This is a genomic window from Nocardia rosealba (assembly GCF_020216065.1).
GTDB lineage: Bacteria > Actinomycetota > Actinomycetes > Mycobacteriales > Mycobacteriaceae > Nocardia > Nocardia rosealba.
The window spans coordinates 46,415-65,264 of sequence record NZ_JAIWNA010000010.1 but is presented as its reverse complement, the minus strand read 5'-3'; the positions used below and the strand labels follow the sequence as shown (position 1 = coordinate 65,264).

The 18,850-nt window shown below is 69.2% G+C and carries 13 protein-coding genes; 8 read left to right on the top strand and 5 right to left on the bottom strand.

Annotated features, from left to right (window positions below; translation table 11 throughout):
• Positions 1-124 precede the first annotated feature (124 nt).
• Positions 125-3,721: a methionine synthase gene (metH, locus tag LDL21_RS27495; protein WP_225282361.1), complete on the bottom strand. Its 3,597-nt coding sequence runs from the start codon at positions 3,719-3,721 to the stop codon at positions 125-127.
• A 126-nt stretch (positions 3,722-3,847) separates the two neighbouring features.
• On the opposite strand from metH, the gene LDL21_RS27490 reads away from it, so the two are divergent.
• On the top strand, positions 3,848-4,732 hold the full coding sequence (locus LDL21_RS27490; RefSeq protein WP_067492062.1) for a PAC2 family protein: 885 nt from the start codon (positions 3,848-3,850) through the stop codon (positions 4,730-4,732).
• Positions 4,733-4,799: 67 nt separating this feature from the next.
• On the opposite strand, the gene LDL21_RS27485 is transcribed toward LDL21_RS27490, so the two are convergent.
• Positions 4,800-5,105 carry a hypothetical protein gene (locus LDL21_RS27485; RefSeq protein WP_067492061.1) on the bottom strand — a complete coding sequence of 102 codons (306 nt, stop codon included), beginning with the start codon at positions 5,103-5,105 and terminating at the stop codon, positions 4,800-4,802.
• Positions 5,106-5,342: 237 nt separating this feature from the next.
• On the opposite strand from LDL21_RS27485, the gene LDL21_RS27480 reads away from it, so the two are divergent.
• From LDL21_RS27480 to LDL21_RS27460, 5 genes are all read left to right on the top strand, one after another.
• Complete coding sequence (locus LDL21_RS27480) at positions 5,343-6,575, top strand: NsdA family TPR-like regulatory protein (protein WP_225282360.1); 1,233 nt, start codon at positions 5,343-5,345, stop codon at positions 6,573-6,575.
• Between the two features lie 134 nt (positions 6,576-6,709).
• The gene (locus LDL21_RS27475; protein WP_372462234.1) at positions 6,710-8,209 is read left to right on the top strand and encodes a TIGR02677 family protein; all 1,500 of its coding nucleotides are present in this window, start codon (positions 6,710-6,712) and stop codon (positions 8,207-8,209) included.
• Positions 8,206-8,451: a hypothetical protein gene (locus tag LDL21_RS27470; RefSeq protein ID WP_225282358.1), complete on the top strand. Its 246-nt coding sequence runs from the start codon at positions 8,206-8,208 to the stop codon at positions 8,449-8,451. The genes LDL21_RS27475 and LDL21_RS27470 overlap by 4 nt, the downstream gene beginning before the upstream one ends.
• Positions 8,448-9,809 (top strand): DUF2398 family protein, encoded by a 1,362-nt coding sequence (locus tag LDL21_RS27465; RefSeq protein WP_225282357.1) that lies wholly within the window; start codon positions 8,448-8,450, stop codon positions 9,807-9,809. Before LDL21_RS27470 ends, LDL21_RS27465 begins: the two co-directional genes overlap by 4 nt.
• A 4-nt stretch (positions 9,810-9,813) precedes the next feature.
• A complete protein-coding gene (locus LDL21_RS27460; RefSeq protein ID WP_225282356.1) occupies positions 9,814-14,352 on the top strand; it encodes an SbcC/MukB-like Walker B domain-containing protein in 4,539 nt (1,512 codons plus the stop codon).
• 316 nt (positions 14,353-14,668) lie between these two features.
• Here LDL21_RS27460 and LDL21_RS27455 read toward each other — a convergent pair whose 3' ends face one another.
• Positions 14,669-15,640: a helix-turn-helix transcriptional regulator gene (locus LDL21_RS27455; protein WP_225282355.1), complete on the bottom strand. Its 972-nt coding sequence runs from the start codon at positions 15,638-15,640 to the stop codon at positions 14,669-14,671.
• A gap of 97 nt (positions 15,641-15,737) precedes the next feature.
• Between LDL21_RS27455 and LDL21_RS27450 the strand changes: the two genes are divergently transcribed.
• The gene (locus LDL21_RS27450; RefSeq protein ID WP_225282354.1) at positions 15,738-16,139 is read left to right on the top strand and encodes a RidA family protein; all 402 of its coding nucleotides are present in this window, start codon (positions 15,738-15,740) and stop codon (positions 16,137-16,139) included.
• An 8-nt stretch (positions 16,140-16,147) separates the two neighbouring features.
• On the opposite strand, the gene LDL21_RS27445 is transcribed toward LDL21_RS27450, so the two are convergent.
• On the bottom strand, positions 16,148-17,107 hold the full coding sequence (locus tag LDL21_RS27445; RefSeq protein ID WP_225282353.1) for a helix-turn-helix transcriptional regulator: 960 nt from the start codon (positions 17,105-17,107) through the stop codon (positions 16,148-16,150).
• An 86-nt stretch (positions 17,108-17,193) separates the two neighbouring features.
• Between LDL21_RS27445 and LDL21_RS27440 the strand changes: the two genes are divergently transcribed.
• Positions 17,194-18,327 carry an epoxide hydrolase family protein gene (locus LDL21_RS27440; protein ID WP_225282352.1) on the top strand — a complete coding sequence of 378 codons (1,134 nt, stop codon included), beginning with the start codon at positions 17,194-17,196 and terminating at the stop codon, positions 18,325-18,327.
• A 23-nt stretch (positions 18,328-18,350) separates the two neighbouring features.
• Here the strand turns inward: LDL21_RS27440 and LDL21_RS27435 are convergent, their stop codons facing one another.
• The gene (locus LDL21_RS27435; RefSeq protein WP_225282351.1) at positions 18,351-18,839 is read right to left on the bottom strand and encodes a M15 family metallopeptidase; all 489 of its coding nucleotides are present in this window, start codon (positions 18,837-18,839) and stop codon (positions 18,351-18,353) included.
• Positions 18,840-18,850: the final 11 nt, after the last annotated feature.

Sequence of the window (18,850 nt, the reverse complement as noted above, 5' to 3'; positions counted from 1 at the left end):
GCGATTCCGTTGCCAACCGTCGACCACCATGGTCTACCCATCGGGTTCGTGATCAGATTCACAACGGGCACAGGGCGAATCGGGCCGGTCCGCGGTGGACCGGCCCGATCACCGAACACCGAAGTCAGGCGTTGAAGTACTTCGCCTCGGGATGCAGCAGGACGAAGGCGTCGGTGGACTGCTCGGGATGCAGCTGCAGCTCTTCCGACAGCGTCACCCCGACCCGGCCCGCGTCGAGCAGGTCGACCAGTTTCGCCCGGTCCTCGAGGTCCGGGCAGGCACCGTAGCCGAAGGAATACCGCGCACCCCGGTAGCCGAGCTTGAAGTAGTCCTGCACATCGGCCGGATCGCTGTCGGCGACCGACTGCCCGTTGATGCTCAGTTCCTCACGCACCCGGCGGTGCCAGTACTCGGCCAGCGCCTCGGTGAGCTGCACGCCGATGCCGTGCACCTCGAGGTAGTCGCGGTAGCTGTCGCCCGCGAACAGGGCGTTGGCGAAGTCGGCGATGGGCTGACCCATGGTGACCAGCTGGAAGGGCAGCACGTCGACCTGACCGGTCTCGCGAGCCTTGTCCCGCGAGCGGATGAAGTCGGCGATGCACAGGAACCGGTCGCGCTGCTGACGCGGGAAGGTGAACCGATACCGTTCGGGCGCATCGGGTTCCGGCTCGGTCAGCACGATGACCTCGTCGCCATCCGACACCGCCGGGAAGTACCCGTACACCACGGCGGCGTGCTGCAACACGCCCTCGGTGGCCAGCCGGTCGAGCCAGTACCGCAGCCGGGGACGGCCCTCGGTCTCGACCAGTTCCTCGTAGCTCGGCCCGTCACCAGCACGCTGCCCGCGCAGACCCCACTGCCCGAGGAACAGCGCCCGCTCGTCGAGCAGACCCGAATACTCCGCCAGCGGAAGGCCTTTCACCACACGCGTGCCCCAGAACGGCGGAGTCGGCACCGGCTGATCGGCCGCCACGTCGGAACGCTCGGGCACCACGATGGGCGCCTCGGCGGCCTTGCGCTCGGCGGCGATCCGCTTGGACCGTTCGTGGCGAGCCTTGCGCTCGGCGGCTTTCTTCTTCGCCTCGATCGCCTCGGGACTGTCGGGGTCGAGGCCACCGCCGCGCTTGACGGTCATGATCTCGTCCATCAACCGCAGACCCTCGAAAGCGTCACGCGCGTAGTGCACTTCACCGTCGTAGACCTCGGTGAGGTCGTTCTCGACGTAGGAGCGGGTGAGCGCGGCACCACCGAGGAGCACCGGGAACTGCTCGGCCACGCCCTTGGCATTGAGCTCGGCCAGGTTCTCCTTCATCACCACGGTGGACTTCACCAGCAGGCCGGACATGCCGATCACGTCGGCCTTCTTGTCCTGGGCGGCGTCGAGGATGGTGGCGATGGGCTGCTTGATGCCCAGGTTCACCACCTCGTAGCCGTTGTTGGACAGGATGATGTCGACCAGGTTCTTGCCGATGTCGTGCACATCGCCCTTCACCGTGGCCAGCACGATGCGGCCCTTGCCGGAGTCGTCGGTGGCCTCCATGTGCGGTTCCAGGTGTGCCACAGCGGTTTTCATCACCTCGGCCGACTGCAGCACGAACGGCAGCTGCATCTGGCCCGAACCGAACAGCTCGCCGACGGTCTTCATGCCCGACAGCAGTGTCTCGTTGATGATCTGCAACGGCGGCACCGATTTCATCGCCTCGTCCAGATCATCGCCGAGTCCGTTGCGTTCACCGTCGACGATGCGGCGTTCCAGGCGTTCGAACAGCGGCAGCGCGGCCAGTTCCTCGGCGCGCGAAGCCTTCGAGGACGCGGTCGACACGCCTTCGAACATCGCCATCAGCGTCTGCAGCGGGTCGTAGTCCTCGCCGCGGCGGTCGTAGATCAGGTCGAGGGCGGTCTCGCGTTGCTCGTCGGGAATCCGGCTCATCGGCAGGATCTTGGAGGCGTGCACGATGGCCGAGTCGAGACCGGCCTCCACGCACTCGTGCATGAACACCGAGTTCAGCACCTGCCGGGCGGCCGGATTCAGGCCGAAGGAGATGTTGGACAGACCGAGGGTGGTCTGCACCTGCGGGTGGCGGCGCTTGAGTTCACGGATCGCGTTGATGGTCTCGAGACCGTCCTTGCGCGATTCCTCCTGGCCGGTGCCGAGGGTGAAGGTCAGCGTGTCGATGATGATGTCGGACTCGGCCAGCCCCCAGTTGCCGGTGATGTCGGCGATCAGCCGCTCCGCGATGGCGACCTTGTGCTCGGCGGTGCGGGCCTGGCCCTCCTCGTCGATGGTCAACGCGACCACGGCGGCACCGTGCTCGGCGACCAGCGCCATGATCTGCTGGAATCGCGACTCGGGACCGGCGCCGTCCTCGTAGTTCACCGAGTTCACCGCGCACCGGCCGCCCAGGTGCTCGAGCCCGGCCTGCAGGACCGCGACCTCGGTGGAGTCGAGCATGATCGGCAGGGTGGACGAGGTGGCCAGGCGCGAGGCCAGCTCGTTCATGTCGGCGGCGCCGTCGCGGCCCACGTAGTCGACGCACAGGTCGAGCATGTGGGCGCCGTCGCGGGTCTGGTCCTTGGCGATCTCGAGGCAGCGCTGCCAGTCGGCGGCCAGCATCGCGTCGCGGAAAGCCTTGGAGCCGTTGGCATTCGTGCGCTCACCGATCATCAGGATCGACGCGTCCTGCTCGAACGGCACGGCGGTGTACATGCTCGATACCGCGGGCTCGTGCTCGGGGTGACGGCGATCGTCGATCGGCGGCAGCGTCTTCTCGACCTCGCGCACCGCCTCGGCGACCTGACGGATGTGCTCGGGCGTGGTGCCACAGCAACCACCCACCATCGACAGCCCGAACTCGGAGACGAAACCGCTCATCGCGACGGCCAGCTCCTCGGCGGTGAGCGGGTACTCCGCCCCCTTGGCACCGAGCACCGGCAGGCCCGCGTTCGGCATCACCGACACCGGAATGGTGGCGTGCCGCGACAGATGGCGCAGGTGCTCGCTCATCTCGTCGGGCCCGGTGGCGCAGTTCAGGCCGATCATGTCGATACCGAGCGGTTCCAGCGCGGTGAGCGCCGCACCGATCTCGCTGCCGACGAGCATGGTGCCGGTGGTTTCCACCGTCACGTGGGTGATGATCGGGATCCGGCGACCGGCGGCGAGCATGGCCCTGCGGCTGCCGGTGATCGCGGCCTTGACCTGCAGCAGGTCCTGGCAGGTTTCGATGAGGATGGCGTCGGCGCCGCCGTCGAGCATGCCGAGCGCGGCCTCGGTGTAGGCGTCACGCAGCGCGGCGAACGGGGCGTGGCCCAGCGTCGGCAGCTTGGTGCCCGGGCCCATCGATCCGAGGACGTAGCGGGGGGTGCCGTCGGCCGAGGGGCCCATCTCGTCGGCCACCTCGCGGGCGATGCGGGTGCCACGCTCGGACAGATCGCGGATCCGGTCGGCGATGTCGTAGTCGGCGAGGTTGGGCAGGTTGCACCCGAAGGTGTTGGTCTCCACCGCGTCCGCGCCCGCCGCGAAGTACGCGCGGTGGATCTCGGCGAGCACATCGGGGCGGGTGTCGTTGAGGATCTCGTTGCAACCCTCGAGGCCGCGGAAGTCGTCGAGCGTGAGGTCCGCGGCCTGCAACATCGTGCCCATCGCACCGTCGCCGATGACGACACGGCGTCGCAGCGTGTCGAGGAGCGTGGTATCGAAAGTGGTGGGCAAGGACGCAGGCATGGTTCAAGACTAGTGGGCGCCTCCGACACACGAGACCACTGTCGGTGATCCAGTGGCCCGGGCCACACAACACGCAACCCTGCCGGTCGCCACAAAACAATTGGCACAAGACACTAGGCTGACCTGGTGGATGCCAGTGAGACCCCCGAGACGGAACTGCCGACGTTGCGCAATCCCGTGCTGGTCGCGGCCTTCGAGGGCTGGAACGACGCCGGAGATGCCGCCAGTGGCGCGGTCGAACATCTGGAGTTGCTCTGGGACTCCGAGCCGCTGGCCGAACTCGACTCCGAGGACTATTACGACTACCAGGTGAACCGGCCGACCGTGCGTCAGGTCGACGGGGTGACCAGGGAGATCCAGTGGCCCTCGACCATGCTGTCGGTGTGCTCCCCACCCGGCAGCGACCGCGACGTGGTACTGCTGCGCGGGATCGAACCCAATATGCGCTGGCGCAGCTTCTGCAACGACCTGCTCGAGTTCATCGAACAGCTGGGCGTGGAGACGGTGGTGATCCTCGGCGCGTTGCTGGCCGACACGCCGCATACCCGGCCGGTGCCGGTCACCGGTTCGGCCTACAGCCCGGAGGCCGCCGAGCGATTCAATCTGGAACAGACGCGCTACGAGGGTCCGACCGGCATCACCGGTGTCCTGCAGGACCAGTGCGTGAAGGCAGGCGTGCCCGCCGTGTCGTTCTGGGCCGCGGTGCCGCACTACGTGTCGCAACCGCCGAATCCGAAGGCGACGATCGCGCTGCTGCACCGGGTGGAGGAAGTCCTCGACATCGAGGTGCCGCTCGGCGAGCTGCCGGCTCAAGCCGAGGAGTGGGAGGCCGCGGTGAACGAGATGACCGTCGGCGACGAGGAGATCAGCGAATACGTGCGCTCGCTCGAGGAACGGGGCGATGCGGCACTCGATCTCAACGAGACGATGTCGAAGATCGACGGTGACGCGATCGCCGCGGAGTTCGAGAAGTACCTGCGCAGGCGCGGGCCGGGAAGCTTCGGGCTGTAGACCCGACGCACCGGCCCGCTCGGGCCGCTGCCGTCAGGATGGTGGTTCGGTATCGGAGGCCGCCATCTCAGCGCTCCAGGGTGAGGACTTGGGCGGCGGCCTCGTGCGCCAGCTTGGCGATCAGCATGTCGCGCGGAATCGTCTGCCCGGCAAGGTGATCGAGCGACGGGACCACCACGTGGTGCGCGTCGGCCCGCTTCAATTCCTGGGTGAGCTCGGCGAAGGCCGCACCGTCACCCGCGGTCGATTCATGGAACGTCGCGGCGAAACACATCCCCGCCGTAGCCGCGAGGCTGCGTAGCGCATCCTCCAATTGATCGCCCTGGCCCTCGGCCAGATCGTCACGCAAGTATCCATAGATCAACGCTTCCACCCGAACCTCCGTTGGATTGGGATCGCTGTTCTGTTGTCGGATCCCCCCGCGCGGCGCCAGCCGCCGCGCGGGGGTACTGCGTTGCCTCGCAAGCTCTCCTGCGGGGCGGGTGATCGGTCCGGCCGAGCACCTACTTACAGCATGCGCATTCGTGCTCCGTTGTAGCAGATGTCAAACCGATGACATCTACGTGCCCTATCCGGGACGCCGAACGTTAACTGGTGGAATACTACGGCCGTGACCGCAACTGATGATCGACCCGTCTGGGCTGTCCGGATGCGCTCGGAACGTGACGCGAGGGGATGGTCGCAAGCCGACGCCGTCCGCGCGATGCGTGCCAAGTCCTCACACAACCTGCCGACGGACAGTACTCTGCTGCGCAATTGGCGCCGCTGGGAGTCCGGTGAATCACGACCCGACGAGTTCTACGCGCCGATCATCGCGGCCGCGTTCGACACCGTCCCCGCCGCGTTCTTCCCCAAGTCCCGTCCCAACCGCGATGACGAGCTGTTATCCGCAACCGGTATGGACACACTCGAATTCATCGGCAGGCTACGCATGTCCGATGTCAACAGCGCCACCCTCGACGCGGTGCGGATCACCGCCGAACGGTTGTGCTGCGAGTACGCCTATGCCGACCCGCACGAGCTGCACGCCGAGGGAACCGCGTGGTTGCGCCGGATCACCTCGCTGCTCGACGGCCGACTCACCCTGAGCCAGCATCGGGAAATCCTCGTACTGGCCGGCTGGGTGGCGTTGCTGGTGGGTTGCGTCGACTACGACCTCGGCCACCGCGCGGGCGCGGAAGCCACTCGGCGGGCGGCGGATTCGCTCGGCCGCGAGGCGGGCAACCCCGAGATCGTCGGCTGGGCGGCGGAGATGTCGGCATGGTTCGCGTTGACCCAGGGCAATTTTCGCGGCGCCATCGACGTCTCCGAGAAGGCGATGGCGGGGACCACGTCGATGGGTGTCGGGGTGCAGCTGGCCGCGCAACGCGCCAAGGGCTGGGCGCGCCTCGGCGATCGCCGGGCGGTACAGACCGCGCTCGACGAGGGCCGGGCGATCCTGGCACGGATGGGCCATCCGGCCGATCTGGACAACCACTTCGTCGTCGACGCAACGAAATTCGACTTCTACGCCATGGACTGCTGCCGGGTGGCCGGGCAGGACCGGCTTGCCGAACGCTATGCCCAGCAGGTGATCAAGGATTCGACCCGGCCCGACGGCAGCGTGCGCAACCCCATGCGCGTGTCCGAAGCCCGGCTGACGCTCGCCGTGGTCGCGGTGCGTGATCGCGATCTGGAGCGGGCGGTGGAGGAAGGGATCGCGGCGTTCACGGCGGGCCGCAAGTCGCTGCCGTCGCTGGCGTGGATCGCGGGCGAGGCGGCGCGCGAGATCATCGAACGCTTCCCCGGTGACCCGCGCACCCAGTCGTTCCTCGAGCAGTTGCGCTCGCTCAACGTCGGGTGAGCGCGGCGGCGATGCCACGCCGATCCGGGACGGGTCGGACGGAGCAGGGGTCGGTCACCACTAATCTGTCTACGGTGACCGACCACCGCGCCGACGGCCTACCCAGCGCCGTCCCTGCCCTGTGGGACGAGCGGCTGCGGTTGTTCTCGTTCGCCACCGCCGAGAAACGCGCCGACTACCTGCGGGTTCTGCGTGCCTTCGACAGTGCGCGCGCGGCATACGTGGTGTTGCTGCACGCCGATGATGTCGCCGAGTGGATCGCCAAGGCCGAGGCGGGCACGCAGGGGCCCGCTCCGGCGGGGGTGCCGCTGTCGGCGGCCGAGATCGGTCCGCTGCTCGAGCAACTGCACCGCTGGGGTGTGCTCGAGCGCAGTTACGACGGCACCCGGGCGGCCACGCTGGCCGAGTACCGCAACCGGCACTACGTGTACCAGTTCGCGCAGGCCGGTTTCCAGGCATATCAGGCAGTGGCCGGGGTGCTCACGGCCCGCATGGAGGACGCGTCGCTGTCGCGGCTGGTGCTCCCCGAACTCCTCGCGGATCTGCGCACCCTGGCGACCGCCAACCGCGAGGGCGACGCCGAGCGGGTCTACACCACGCTGCGCCGGCTCGACGCCGCGCTCACCGACATGGCGGCCCGCGCCGCGCACTTCTATCTGTCGCTGGGCGACCTGGTGCGGACCACCGAGATCACCCCCGAGTCGTTTCTCGCGCACAAGGACGCGCTGCTCGCGCACATGCGCGAGTTCAGCATGGATCTGGCCCGGTTCGCGCCACGTCTGGCCGCCGCGATCGGCGAGGTGGAAGACACCGGAGTCGACATGCTGATCGGCCGGGCGGCCGGGTGCGACGAGCGGGTGCTGCTGAGTTCGGTCGAGCGGGAGGCGGATTGGCGAGCCCGCTGGGACGGGTTGCGCACCTGGTTCGTCGCGGGCACCGAGCCGGGCGAGTCGTGTGAGGCCGACCGGCTGCGGGAGGCGACGATGAGTGCCATCGCGGCCGTGTTGTCGCTGTTGCGCCGGGTGACCGAGACCCGTCGGGGCGGGATCAGCCGGGAATCGGCGTTGCGTCACCTGGCGGCGTGGTTCGTCGCCACCCCCACCTCGGGCAGTGCGCACGCCCTGTACGACGCGGTATTCGGCCTCGGCAAACCACGGCACCTGTCGCTGGAACATCCCGACGCCGACCTGGTCCCCGCCGACCGGTCCTGGTGGGAAGCACCACCTTTGGAGATCTCGCGCACACTCGCCGAGACCGGTCGCGCCCCCGCTGCGGGCGCACCCGCCCGGATCTCACGCAACGACGCCGGCGTGCGCCGCCTGCGCGAAGCGCAACTGGCCGCCCAGCGCGAACGCGCGGCAGCGGCCGCCTCGCTGGCCACCGGCAACGTGCACGAACGAGTACTCGACCAGCGCGAGACCGAGGTGCTGTTGCGTCTGCTCGACGCGGCCTCCACGGCCTGGGTGCCGGTGAGCGGACGAGTCGAGGGCACAACGGGTTCCGACAACGGCGTCACCCTGACGGTTCGCCCGTGCGACGGATCGACCGTCATCCGCACGGCGGCGGGATTGCTCCACTTGAACAACCGCCGCCTCGAAGTACGGGGTTCGACACGGCGGGGTGGGAAGCGATGACCGCGAGCATCGGCGCCCGGCCTGGTTCACACGGTGGGGCGGACCGCGGGATGCCCTGGAAGCCTCGGCGGCTACCGGCGCCGTGCTGCGGCGTTGTTCCGGTGTTGCGGCACACCGCGCTGAGCGACGGCGGCACGACGACGGCGCACATCGGTGTGCTGAGCCTCGGCCGATACTCGATCGCGCATCCGGAGATCGACGGCTCTTGCTGTGGTGCGGTGCGGCAGGGGGTGGCTGCGTGAAGCGGCAGCGAATCGATGCGCTCGCGCTCGACAGTTACCAGCGGGCGGTCCGGGTGATGCTGGCGAATCACCTTGTCACGCGGGTCTATCCGGACCGGATTGCGTTGCCGCTGATCCGGCGGTGGGCGACCGAACTGCGCGAGGACATGGCCGATTTGTTCGGGTATCGGGTGGAGATCACCGAGACGACGGCGCGGCTGTATCCGGTGCACGATCGGCTCGAGGATGCCCGGCCCGCGCGCAGTGTGAACGATCGGGTGTTCGATCGGCGGCGCTACGCCTATCTGTCGCTGGCGCTGGCCGCGTTGGGGCGGGCCGGGGATCAGATCACCCTGTCGGAACTGGCGGAGCATGTCGCCGATTACGCGAGCCGCATCGATGGGCTCGAATTGTCCACCGAGCGGGCCGCCGATCGTGACGCCTTCGTCGATGCCGTCGGCTGGCTCGGCGCGCGCGGCGCGTTGACCCTGGCCGACGGTGACGCGGGCGGGTGGGCCAGCGACCCCGACGCGGGTGAAGCGCTCTACGACATCGACCGCCCGGTGGTTTTCGCGCTGTTCCGGCCACCGCGGGCATTGCAGCACCTGCACAGCGTGCGCGGTCTGCTGGCCGAGGACACCGAGGTGGCGGCCGACGTCGCTCGCCGGGTGCGGCGCGCGCTGGTAGAACGGCCGGTCGTGTACGTCGCGGATCTGACGCCCGCCGAACGGGCACTGCTCGGCCAGGAGCGCCTGATCGGTGAGGTGGAGTACTGCACCGGGCTGCGGGCCGAACGGCGGGCCGAGGGTGTCGCCCTCATCGACACGTCGGGTCGCCTGTCGGACACGCGGTTCCCGGGCACCGGCACTCTCGCGCAGGTGGGACTGCTGCTGATCGGTGAGATCGCGGATGCGGTGCTGGATCTGGACAACCCGCTGCCACACCGCCCACTGCCCGACCTGGAGCCGGCCGAGGAACTGCTCGACCAGCTCGACACCGCGATCCCCGAGGCCGGGGTGTTCGTCCCGCTGGCCGACGAAACACCCGACCCGGCAACGGATTCCGACGACGAGGTCACCGAGGAACCCGACACCTACCCATTCCTCGACGATGCGTGGGTGCGGACGACCGTCACAGCCCTCACCGATCGCTACGGTGCCACCTTCGCCGCGCAATGGCAGGCCGACATCGGCGGCCTCACCGCCGAGGTGCTGGCCTTGCTGACCAAGTTGCGGCTGATCCGGCCCGTCGAAGACGGTCTGCTCGTGTTGCCCGCGCTGGCCAGATACCGGGGCGCGGTCGTCACGGTACGGGTGCGCAAGACCGAGGAATTGTTCGTCACCGCCGCTGATGTCGGCACCGGAGTGGGAGGGAGCTGAGCAGATGACGCTCATTCACGGCGGAGTGCGATTCGTGCCGACCCGCGCGGGCATCGTCAACCTGTGGGACTACCGCGACCAGGAGTTCTGTTTCGCCGACGGGCGCCTGGTGCTGCGCGGACCCAACGGTTCGGGCAAGACCAAGGCCCTCGAGGTGCTGTTCCCGTTCGTGCTCGACGGGCGGATCGAGCCGCGCAGGCTCAACCCGTTCGCCGGTGAGGAACGGACCATGAAGTCGAACCTGCTCTACCGCAAGCAGGAATCGGCGTACTCGTATGTGTGGATGGAATTCGCGCGCGGCAGCTGGGAGGATCCCGAGGTCGTCACGGTCGGTATCGGGATGCGTGCCACCCGGTCTTCCGACAAGGTGACGCGCTGGTATTTCGTCGCCGACGGCCGCGCGGGTGTCGATTTCTCGCTGATCGGTCCCGACGACCGCCCGCTCACCCGCAAACAGCTCGCCGAGCAGATCGGCAGCGACGCCATCGTCGACCGCCCGGTCGAATACCGGGCCGCGATCGATGCGCGCATGTTCGGGCTCGGTATGCAGCGCTACGACCAGCTCATCAACTTGATCCTCACGCTGCGCCGCCCGCAGCTGGCCAAGAACCTCGACCCGCGCGGGTTGTCGCAGGCCCTCACCGACGGTCTGCGCCCCCTCGACGAACAGCTCATCCTCGACGCGGCACGGTCGTTCAGCGACATGGAGGAGGTCGGCCGCACCCTCGACGGACTGGTCCAGGCCGATACCGCCACCCGGCGCTTCGTCGATGTGTACCGCAAATACCTTGCGGTACAGGCGAAGTCGGATGTCGATCAGGTTCGCACGCGACTCGAAGCCGTCACCAACGCCTCGACCGCACTGTTCGCCGCGACCGCCTTGCGCACCCGGCGCGACGCCGACCGCGCCACCGCCGAGGCCCGTGCCGAGGAAGCCGACCGCGCCTACGAACAGGCCATCGCCGACCGCGAGAACCTGCAGCGCTCCAGCGCCTACGAGGGCAAACAGCAACTCGACGACCTCGCCGACGCCGTCCGCAGGCTCGAAACCTCCGCCGCCGTCCACCGCGACAAGGCCGCCGAAGCCGCCCAGACCTTGCAGCGGCGCGCCGAGGAAGCCGAGAAGGCAGCCGAAGCCGTACGCACGGCCGCCGCCGCGCTGGTGCGCGGCGAAGAAGCCCTCCGCTCGGCTGCCGAGGAAGCGGGCATCGAGTGGACCACGCCTGGCACCGACGGCCGGGGCGACCAGTTCACCGCAGCCGTCCGCGGCCACGCCGAGGAACGCGACGCCGACGTGCGCGCGGTCCGCAAGGCGGTGAGCAAATGGGAATCTGCCGCCGCCGACCGAACCCGCGCCGAACGCCTCACCGAACGCGCGACAGAACTGCGCGACGCGGCAGCCGCCGAAGTCGCGCATGCGGAAGCCGCGGTCGCGTTGGCGCGCAAAGATTCTGCGGCGAACCTGCGCGCCTGGTGGAAGACCAACTCAGCCCTCCTTGCGGGCATCGCGGAATCCTCGGTGAACGCCCAAGCCGCCGAAGCAGTCATCGACGGGGGCGACCCTGCCCAAGGCATCATCGGGGCGCGAGCCGATCGGACCGGGGCTGATGACGGCGGACTGTTCGAGGCGCTGGAGACCGCCTTCGCCGGTGCCGGAGTGGAGGACATCCCCTCTGCCGCAGAGGTTTTGGCGGAGCGGATCGAGCCGCTACGCGAGCAGATCCGCACCCGTCGGCAGGAGTCGCGGGCGCGGGCTGATGCTGCGGCCGCGCGCCGCGACGCACTGACGGCCGAACGCAAGCAGATCGCCGCCGAACACGATGACGCCCCTCCGTCGTCGTCGGCCAGAACCGGTATGCGTGAGGGACTTCCGGGCGCTCCGCTGTGGAAGCTGGTGCGGTTCGAGGATGGGGTGTCCGCGCAGGAGGCGGCGGGGATCGAGGCCGCGCTTCAGGCCGGAGGTCTGCTCGACAGCTGGATCTGCGGGCCGACCCTGCCCACCGAGGTCCAGTCGGACCACTTCCTGCTCCCACTACCCGTCGACCAGCGCCCGACCGGTCGCACCCTCGCCGATGTTCTTGTGGTGGAGGAGAATACGGCGGAGGTCGAGGTCCCGAGGGACACGGTCGCTGCCGTGCTCGCCTCCATCGCCATCGACGAACTCCGCCCTGACTCGGACAGCTCCGCCCCTACGGCAGCCGACGACCGCTCAGGGCATGAAGCCGCCGAGACACACCCGACGCCGACCACGCCGGCGCGAGCAGACTCCGCACCAGGCGCGGGAGGCGGAGCGAAATCGACGACAGTCGCGGCGACGGGTGCGGATCGCGCCGGTGTTGCGGACGGCGAAGGCATGGGACGGACCATGCCGGGCGCCACTCTGAGTGCGCTGACCGCCGAGGCCGCCCCCGTGGTGATCGGAACAGCGGGCCACTATCGACTGGGTGTCCTGGTCGGCAGGCATCACAAGACCGAGGCCGAGTTCATCGGTGCGACCGCGCGAGCGCGCAGGCGAGCGTTGCGGCTCGCCGAGATCGAGGCGGCGATCGAGGCGGCCGCCGCGGAATACGAGGCGGCTCGGGCCGAAGAGTCTTCGGCGGCAGCGCAATCGGCTGAGCTCACCGCTGCGGCGAAGTCGTTGCCACGACCTTCGGCGGTGACCGCCGCACTTCGGGCGGTCGCGGAGACCGCCGGACTGATGCGGTCGCGGGTGGAGGCGGCGGCGCAGGCCGAGCGGGAACTCGATCAGGCCGTGGCCGAGGTGGCCGCTCAGGACAAGAAGGTGCGGGCGGCCGCGCAGGCGCACCGCACGCCGCGGGAGGCGCGTGAACTCGATGCGCTGGCCGCCGCGATCCGGCATTTCGAGAACACCGGCACCGGACTGCTGCGGTTGCGCGCCGAGCACGAACGGGAACGGGAACGCGAGCTGGAGGGCGCCGATCGGCACGACGAGGCCCGCGCCCTGGCCGAGGCGTTCGCCGAGGAGGCCGAGGCGGCCCGCGCCGGATACACCGAGCAGCAGCGCAAGCTCGAAACGCTGCGAGAAGCGTTGGGCGCCAGTGCTGCCGACATCGACCGCGAGCTGGATGCGGCGCGCGCTGCCATCGAAGCCGCCAAAGCCGAGCAGCGGGCCGCGCGCAAGGCGGCCAATGCGGCGATCGAGGCGGTGGGTGACGCGGAGGCGGCATATCGCACGGCACACGAGGCACTCGCCACGGCGCTCACCGAGGTGCTCGCCGAAGTGCGGTCGCTGGCTCCGTACGCGCGGCCCGACCTCCTGAGCCTGCTCGGCGCTTCGGTCGAACACCGGTGGCCGAGCAGCGAGGCCGCCTGGTCGACTCCCGAGCAGCTGCAGTACCGCATCGTCGCCGCGGGCCCGGAAGCCGATCCGGTGGTCTTGCCGGACGAGGTCGCGGCCCTGTTCGCCGACCTGGATGCCGCCACGGCCCAGGTTCGCGCCACCGAGGCCGGGCGGAAGTCCACCCGGTCGGCGGTGACGAGCGCCCTACAGGAGTTCGACGCCGCGCTCACCGCATCGGGCCGCGATTACCGCCTGCACTGGGACGCCGCCGACGGGCTCACCGTGGTGGCCGTACACGACGAGAACGGTCAGACCGCACTCGCCGATTTCGCGGCGCGCATCGATGCCGCGCGCCGCGATCAGGAACTGTTGCTCACCGACGCCGAACGCCGCATCCTCGAGGACGCGCTACTCACCGGCTTGGCCCAGCAGATCCACGAACGGACAACGGACGCACGCGAACTGATCTCCCGGATGGGCGCGGAGATGAAGCAGCGGCGGATGTCGTCGGGCAACACCATCGGTGTGCACTGGGTGCTGGCCGACGGCCTGTCGGAGGCGGCGCGCGCCATGTGCAAGCTGCTCGACCGCGACACCTCGGCACTGAGCCCGGACGATCTGGGTGCGGTGCGCGCGCATTTCGCGGCCGAGATCCGGGCCGCCCGCGCCGCCCACCCGGAACGCTCGTATCCCGAGATCCTCGCCGCCACCCTCGATTATCGGTCGTGGCGGGTGTTCTCGTTCACGCTGATCTCCGGGGACGGGTCCGAGGACAAGCTCACCGTCGCCCGCCACAGCGCGCTCTCCGGTGGTGAGCAGTCGGTGTCGCTGCACCTGCCGTTGTTCGCCGCCGCCCACGTGATGCTCGATTCCGCCGACCCGCAGGCACCGCGCCTGCTGGCGCTGGACGAGGCGTTCGCCGGTGTCGACGACAACGGCCGCAGCGAATTGCTCGGCCTCAGTGTGCAATTCGATCTCGACCTGTTCATGACCGGCTACGACCTGTGGATCACCTACCCGCACGTCCCCGGCTGCGCGCACTACGACCTGGCCCACTCCACGGCCGAGAACACCGTGAGCGCGACCCTTCTGGTGTGGGACAGCGGCGAACTCCTCGCCGAACACGACGGCGGCGACCTCACCACCGCCCTCGGCTCCCCCAACCGCCGCCGCCTCCCCAACACCATCGAGGGCGGCCTCACACTGGAAGGGATGCCAGGGGAACCAGCACCGGTCGGCTGAGATCACCGCCGGGGCGCCGACCGGCTGAGGCCTCGAGCTCCGCGAGGCACCACTGGTCGCGCGGGAGCGTAGGGCAGCCGGTGTGATCGTCGGCATGGGATGCACCCGTGCTTACGGTGGGAGTTGGCTCGCAACAGCCGGCCCCGGCCGTCGCGGGGCCGACACGGTGGGCGCGCTGTGCCGCCGACCTGCCCTGGCGTGCTCGTCAGGAAGACCCTGCCCTGTGGCTGATGATCCCGTGTCGGCCGCCCAGTACCGCACGGGCGAGTACGCGAGGATTCCGCCGGGGCATGTTGCCGGTGAGTGTCTGAGCGCCTCAGGACGACCGGTAGTGGGCGGCGAGCGTGGTCGCGCGGTCGCGCAAGGTGGTGCGCAGCCATTGCGGCGCAAGGATTTCCGCGTGGGTGCCGAGTTGCCAGAGTGCCCATTCGGCGTGGCGCGGGTCTTGGAAGGTCAGCTCGAGGCGGAGCCGGCCGTCGGCCTCGACCGTTTCGGAGCTGAGTGTCACCGCCGTGCCGATGAGTTCCGCACGGCGGGTGGGGTTCACCCGGACCTCGACGGCTACCTGGTCGCTGCCGGCACGGAACCGGGTGCTGCGTTCCTTCCAGGCCTGATTCAGGTCGATGTGCTCCGGTCGCTGCGCGGGTTCGGGCAGTTCCTCTGCGTCGAGGATGCGCGACAGGCGGTATGTGCGGTCCTCCCCCGATCTGGTCGCAAGCAAATAGCTCTGGTCGGCGACGGTGACCAGGCCGATCGGGTCCACGGTTCGCCACTGCGCGGACTGGTCGACGGCGGCGTAGTTGATGCGTAATCGGTGACCGGTCAGCACCGCGCGGCGGACCTCGGCCACTACGGCGTCGGGCAGGTCCTCGGGCACGACGCGACGCGACAGGAGGTCGGTCTCGGGGTCGACGAGCAGTCGACGGGCGGCGCCGGTCGCGGTGTCGCGATAGCTCTCGGGCAGGGCGTCGACGACCTTGCGCATGGCCGAGGACAGGGCGCCGCCGAGGCCGAAAGCTTGTGCCCCGCGCCGTGATCCGGCGACCAGTAGCGCCAGCGCCTCGTCGTGGTTCAGCCCGGTGAGTTCGGTTTGGAAGCCTGGGAGCAGGGCGAATCCACCGTGCCTGCCGCGTTCTGCGTACACCGGCACGCCGGCTGCGGAGAGCGCCTCGATATCGCGCAGCACAGTGCGAGTGGAGACCTCCAGCTCGCGGGCCAGCACGTCCGCGGTCAGCCGGCCGTGTCTGCGCAGCAGCAGCACGAGGGAGACAAGCCGGTCGGCGCGCACTCGCGAAAGATTACCCGGAATACACGACAGAGGATGTCGTGTATTGCTGACAGGCTCATCTGCGTCACGACAATCCATCACAGGAAAGGTGCCGAACATGGCGCACACCATCGTCAACCCCGACGGCCTCCACAACCCGGTTCCGTTCGGCTACAGCCATACCGCCGCCGTCCCGGCGGGCACCGATCTGGTCTTCGTCTCCGGCCAGTACGGTTCCGACACCGACGGCGCGGTCGTCTCCGGTGACTTCGCCGACCAGGTGAAGCGGACATTCGACAACATCGCCACCGCCCTGGCAGCCCACGACCTGGATCTCAGCCACGTCGTCGCGCTGCGCACCTACGTGGTGAACCACGATGTCACGAAACTCGGCCCGATCGCCGGTGCCGTGGCCGAGCACTGGGGCACCACCCCGCCCACCCAGACGCTCATCGGTGTCGCGGCGCTGGCCACCCCCGATGTGCTGTTCGAGGTGGAAGCGGTCGCGGCCCGGCCCTGACGCGCCTCTCACCCCACCGCGTGCCCGATGCGCTCCGCCATCGCACGCAGTCGCGCGGACAGTTCGGGCGAGTCGTGTACCCGGAACGCGACTCCGAGCGAAACCAATTGCCGGGCAAGCCAATCGGGGTCGTCATCCCGGACACCGGTGAGGCGGCAGGTGGTGGCACCGGTGGAGTGCAGGGTGGCGGGGTCCTCGCCGAGTCGGCCGGTGACCCGGGTGAGCGGGGCGTCGATGGTGACATCGGCCCGGTACGGGGCGGTGGGCCAGTCGGTTCGACGTCCCGCCACATAGTCGGCGGCGTCGGCCGCGGGTAGCTCACGCGCGATGATCCGGGCACCGGTCGGGTGCGGGTGGGCGATCCGGTCGGCGCGGTAGGTGCGCCAGGCGTCTCGGTCGAGGTCGTAGGCGACGAGGTACCAGCGCCGGCCGGACGCGACGACGCCGACCGGTTCGGCATGGCGACGTGACTCGGCGCCGTCGGTGTCGAAATAGCGGAAGCGCAGTCGTTCCCGGTTGGTGACGGCCGCGGCGAGGGTGGTGAGGACCTCCGGCTCCACGGTGGGCCCCTCACCCACCCGGACCGCGACCGCCGCACCCACCACCCGCACGCGCCTCCGGAGCTTCGCGGGTAGAACCTGCTCGAGTTTGGTCAACGCCCGCACCGACGCCTCCTCGATTCCACCGACCGCCTGCCCGGTGGCGACCCGCAGGCCGACTGCCACCGCGACCGCTTCGTCCTCGTCGAGCACTAGCGGCGGCAGCGCCGACCCGGCGGTGAGGCGGTAGCCGCCGCTCGCACCCAGCGCGGCGAGCACCGGGTAGCCGAGCTCGCGCAACCGGTCGATATCGCGGCGCACGGTGCGATCGGTGACGCCGAGCCGGTCGGCGAGTTCGCTACCCGGCCATTCGCGTGGCATCTGCAGCAGTGCGAGCAATCGGAGCAGCCGCGCTGCGGTGTCGGTCATGATTTCGATTCTCGCGCACATCTAGGACCGATCCTGTCCTAAATGCCTCGTAGCGTCGGGTTCACACCGATCACGAGGAGTTCCGAATGACTGTCCGCCCCTTCCACATCGACATCCCACAGGCCGATCTCGACGACCTGCGCGACCGGCTGGCCCGAGCCCGATGGACGCCCGAACTGCCGGGCGACGGCTGGGAGCGTGGCGTGCCTGCCGCGTATCTGCGCGAGCTCGCCACCTACTGGGCCGACGAATTCGATTGGCGGGCACAGGAAACCGCACTCAATGCCTTCCCTCAGTTCCAGACGACCATCGACGGCCTCGACGTGCACTTCGTCCACGTCCGCTCCCCCGAACCCGATGCGGTGCCCCTGCTGCTCACGCACGGGTGGCCCAACACCTTCGCCGAATTCACCCGTGTGATCGGTCCGCTGACCGATCCACGCGCTCACGGTCTCGATCCCGCCCTCGCCTTCGACGTGGTTGTCCCGTCGGTCCCCGGCTTCGCCTTCTCCCAGGCTCCGCGCGAGGTCGGAATGACCACCGCACGGGTGGCCCGGATGTGGACCGAGCTCATGAACCGGCTCGGCTACCAGCGCTACGGGACCCAGGGCGGCGACCTGGGCGCCTACATCGCACCGGAAATGGCGCTCGCGGCGCCGGAGCACGTGATCGGGGTGCATCTCGACGGCGGTATCGGCATGCCGACCGAGGCCGACGTGCCCGCGATGTCGGAGGAGGACCGCGCCGAGTGGGACCAGATGCAACTGTGGATGACCGGTGGCGTCGACCACCACACCCTGCTGCGCGCCGCACCGCAGACCTTCGCGCTGGGCTGGAACGATTCACCGGTCGCGCTACTGGCGTGGATGATGCAGAAGTTCCAGGAGTTCACGCCGATGGCCGACCTCGCCGAGGACGTGATCGACCGCGACCACCTGCTCACCACGCTGTCGCTGTACTGGTTCACCCAGACCACCGGCACCTCCTCATGGCCCATGTACAACGGGCTGCGCGACGGCGGTTTCGGCTGGCCGACCGGCCAGAACCTGGTGCCGACGGGCGTCTACGGTGGCGGCTCACCGCTCATGCGCAAGCTCGCCGAACGCGACAACAAGATCACCCACTGGCCGTCGGGCAACCCCGGCAACCACTTCGTGGCGATGGAGGAACCGGCGGCACATGTCGCCGACATCCGGAGGTTCTTCGCAGCCCTGCACTGAGAGACAAGACCGCGCCGGTCGACCTAGCGCATGCTCGCGTCGGGCACGGTCGGCGGGCACGGCGTCCCCGGCACCGTCACCAACTCGAAGTGCCACCATTCGTTGTCGAAAGTCCGGCACAGCCCCCAGCGGTTGCCGTTGGCCTCGAGCCACTGGGCGCCGATCTGCGGGCCGACGTCGACCGCGTGGCCGGATACGTGGGTCGATTCGGCGGGCGGGAGGACCCAGCGGCGGGCCTCCTCCGGGGTGCCGTGGGTGGCCAGGCCGTCCTGCCACAGCGCTTCCTGCTGTTCGGGGGTGCGGTAGCCGGAGGTGACCGACAGCGGCACGCCCTCGGCGTGGGCCTGCTGTTCGGCCAGGGTGTAGGCCAGCGCGAGCGGTGGGTCGAGGCCCTCGGTGCCCGCGGCGGACTGGACCTGTTCACGCTGATCAGGGTCGGCCGTGGCGGTACCGGTAGCCGTCATCGCGGCGACCGCGCTCACGCCGACCAGGATGCGGAGAACAGAGTGCATGCCGGAATCCT

Excerpts from the sequence above, each read along its gene's own strand:
- LDL21_RS27440 (WP_225282352.1), top strand. The coding sequence starts at position 17,194 with ATGACTGTCCGCCCCTTCCACATCGACATCCCACAGGCCGATCTCGAC.
- LDL21_RS27470 (WP_225282358.1), top strand. The coding sequence starts at position 8,206 with ATGACCGCGAGCATCGGCGCCCGGCCTGGTTCACACGGTGGGGCGGAC.
- LDL21_RS27460 (WP_225282356.1), top strand. The coding sequence starts at position 9,814 with ATGACGCTCATTCACGGCGGAGTGCGATTCGTGCCGACCCGCGCGGGC.
- LDL21_RS27435 (WP_225282351.1), bottom strand. The coding sequence starts at position 18,839 with ATGCACTCTGTTCTCCGCATCCTGGTCGGCGTGAGCGCGGTCGCCGCG.
- LDL21_RS27450 (WP_225282354.1), top strand. The coding sequence starts at position 15,738 with ATGGCGCACACCATCGTCAACCCCGACGGCCTCCACAACCCGGTTCCG.
- metH (WP_225282361.1), bottom strand. The coding sequence starts at position 3,721 with ATGCCTGCGTCCTTGCCCACCACTTTCGATACCACGCTCCTCGACACG.
- LDL21_RS27445 (WP_225282353.1), bottom strand. The coding sequence starts at position 17,107 with ATGACCGACACCGCAGCGCGGCTGCTCCGATTGCTCGCACTGCTGCAG.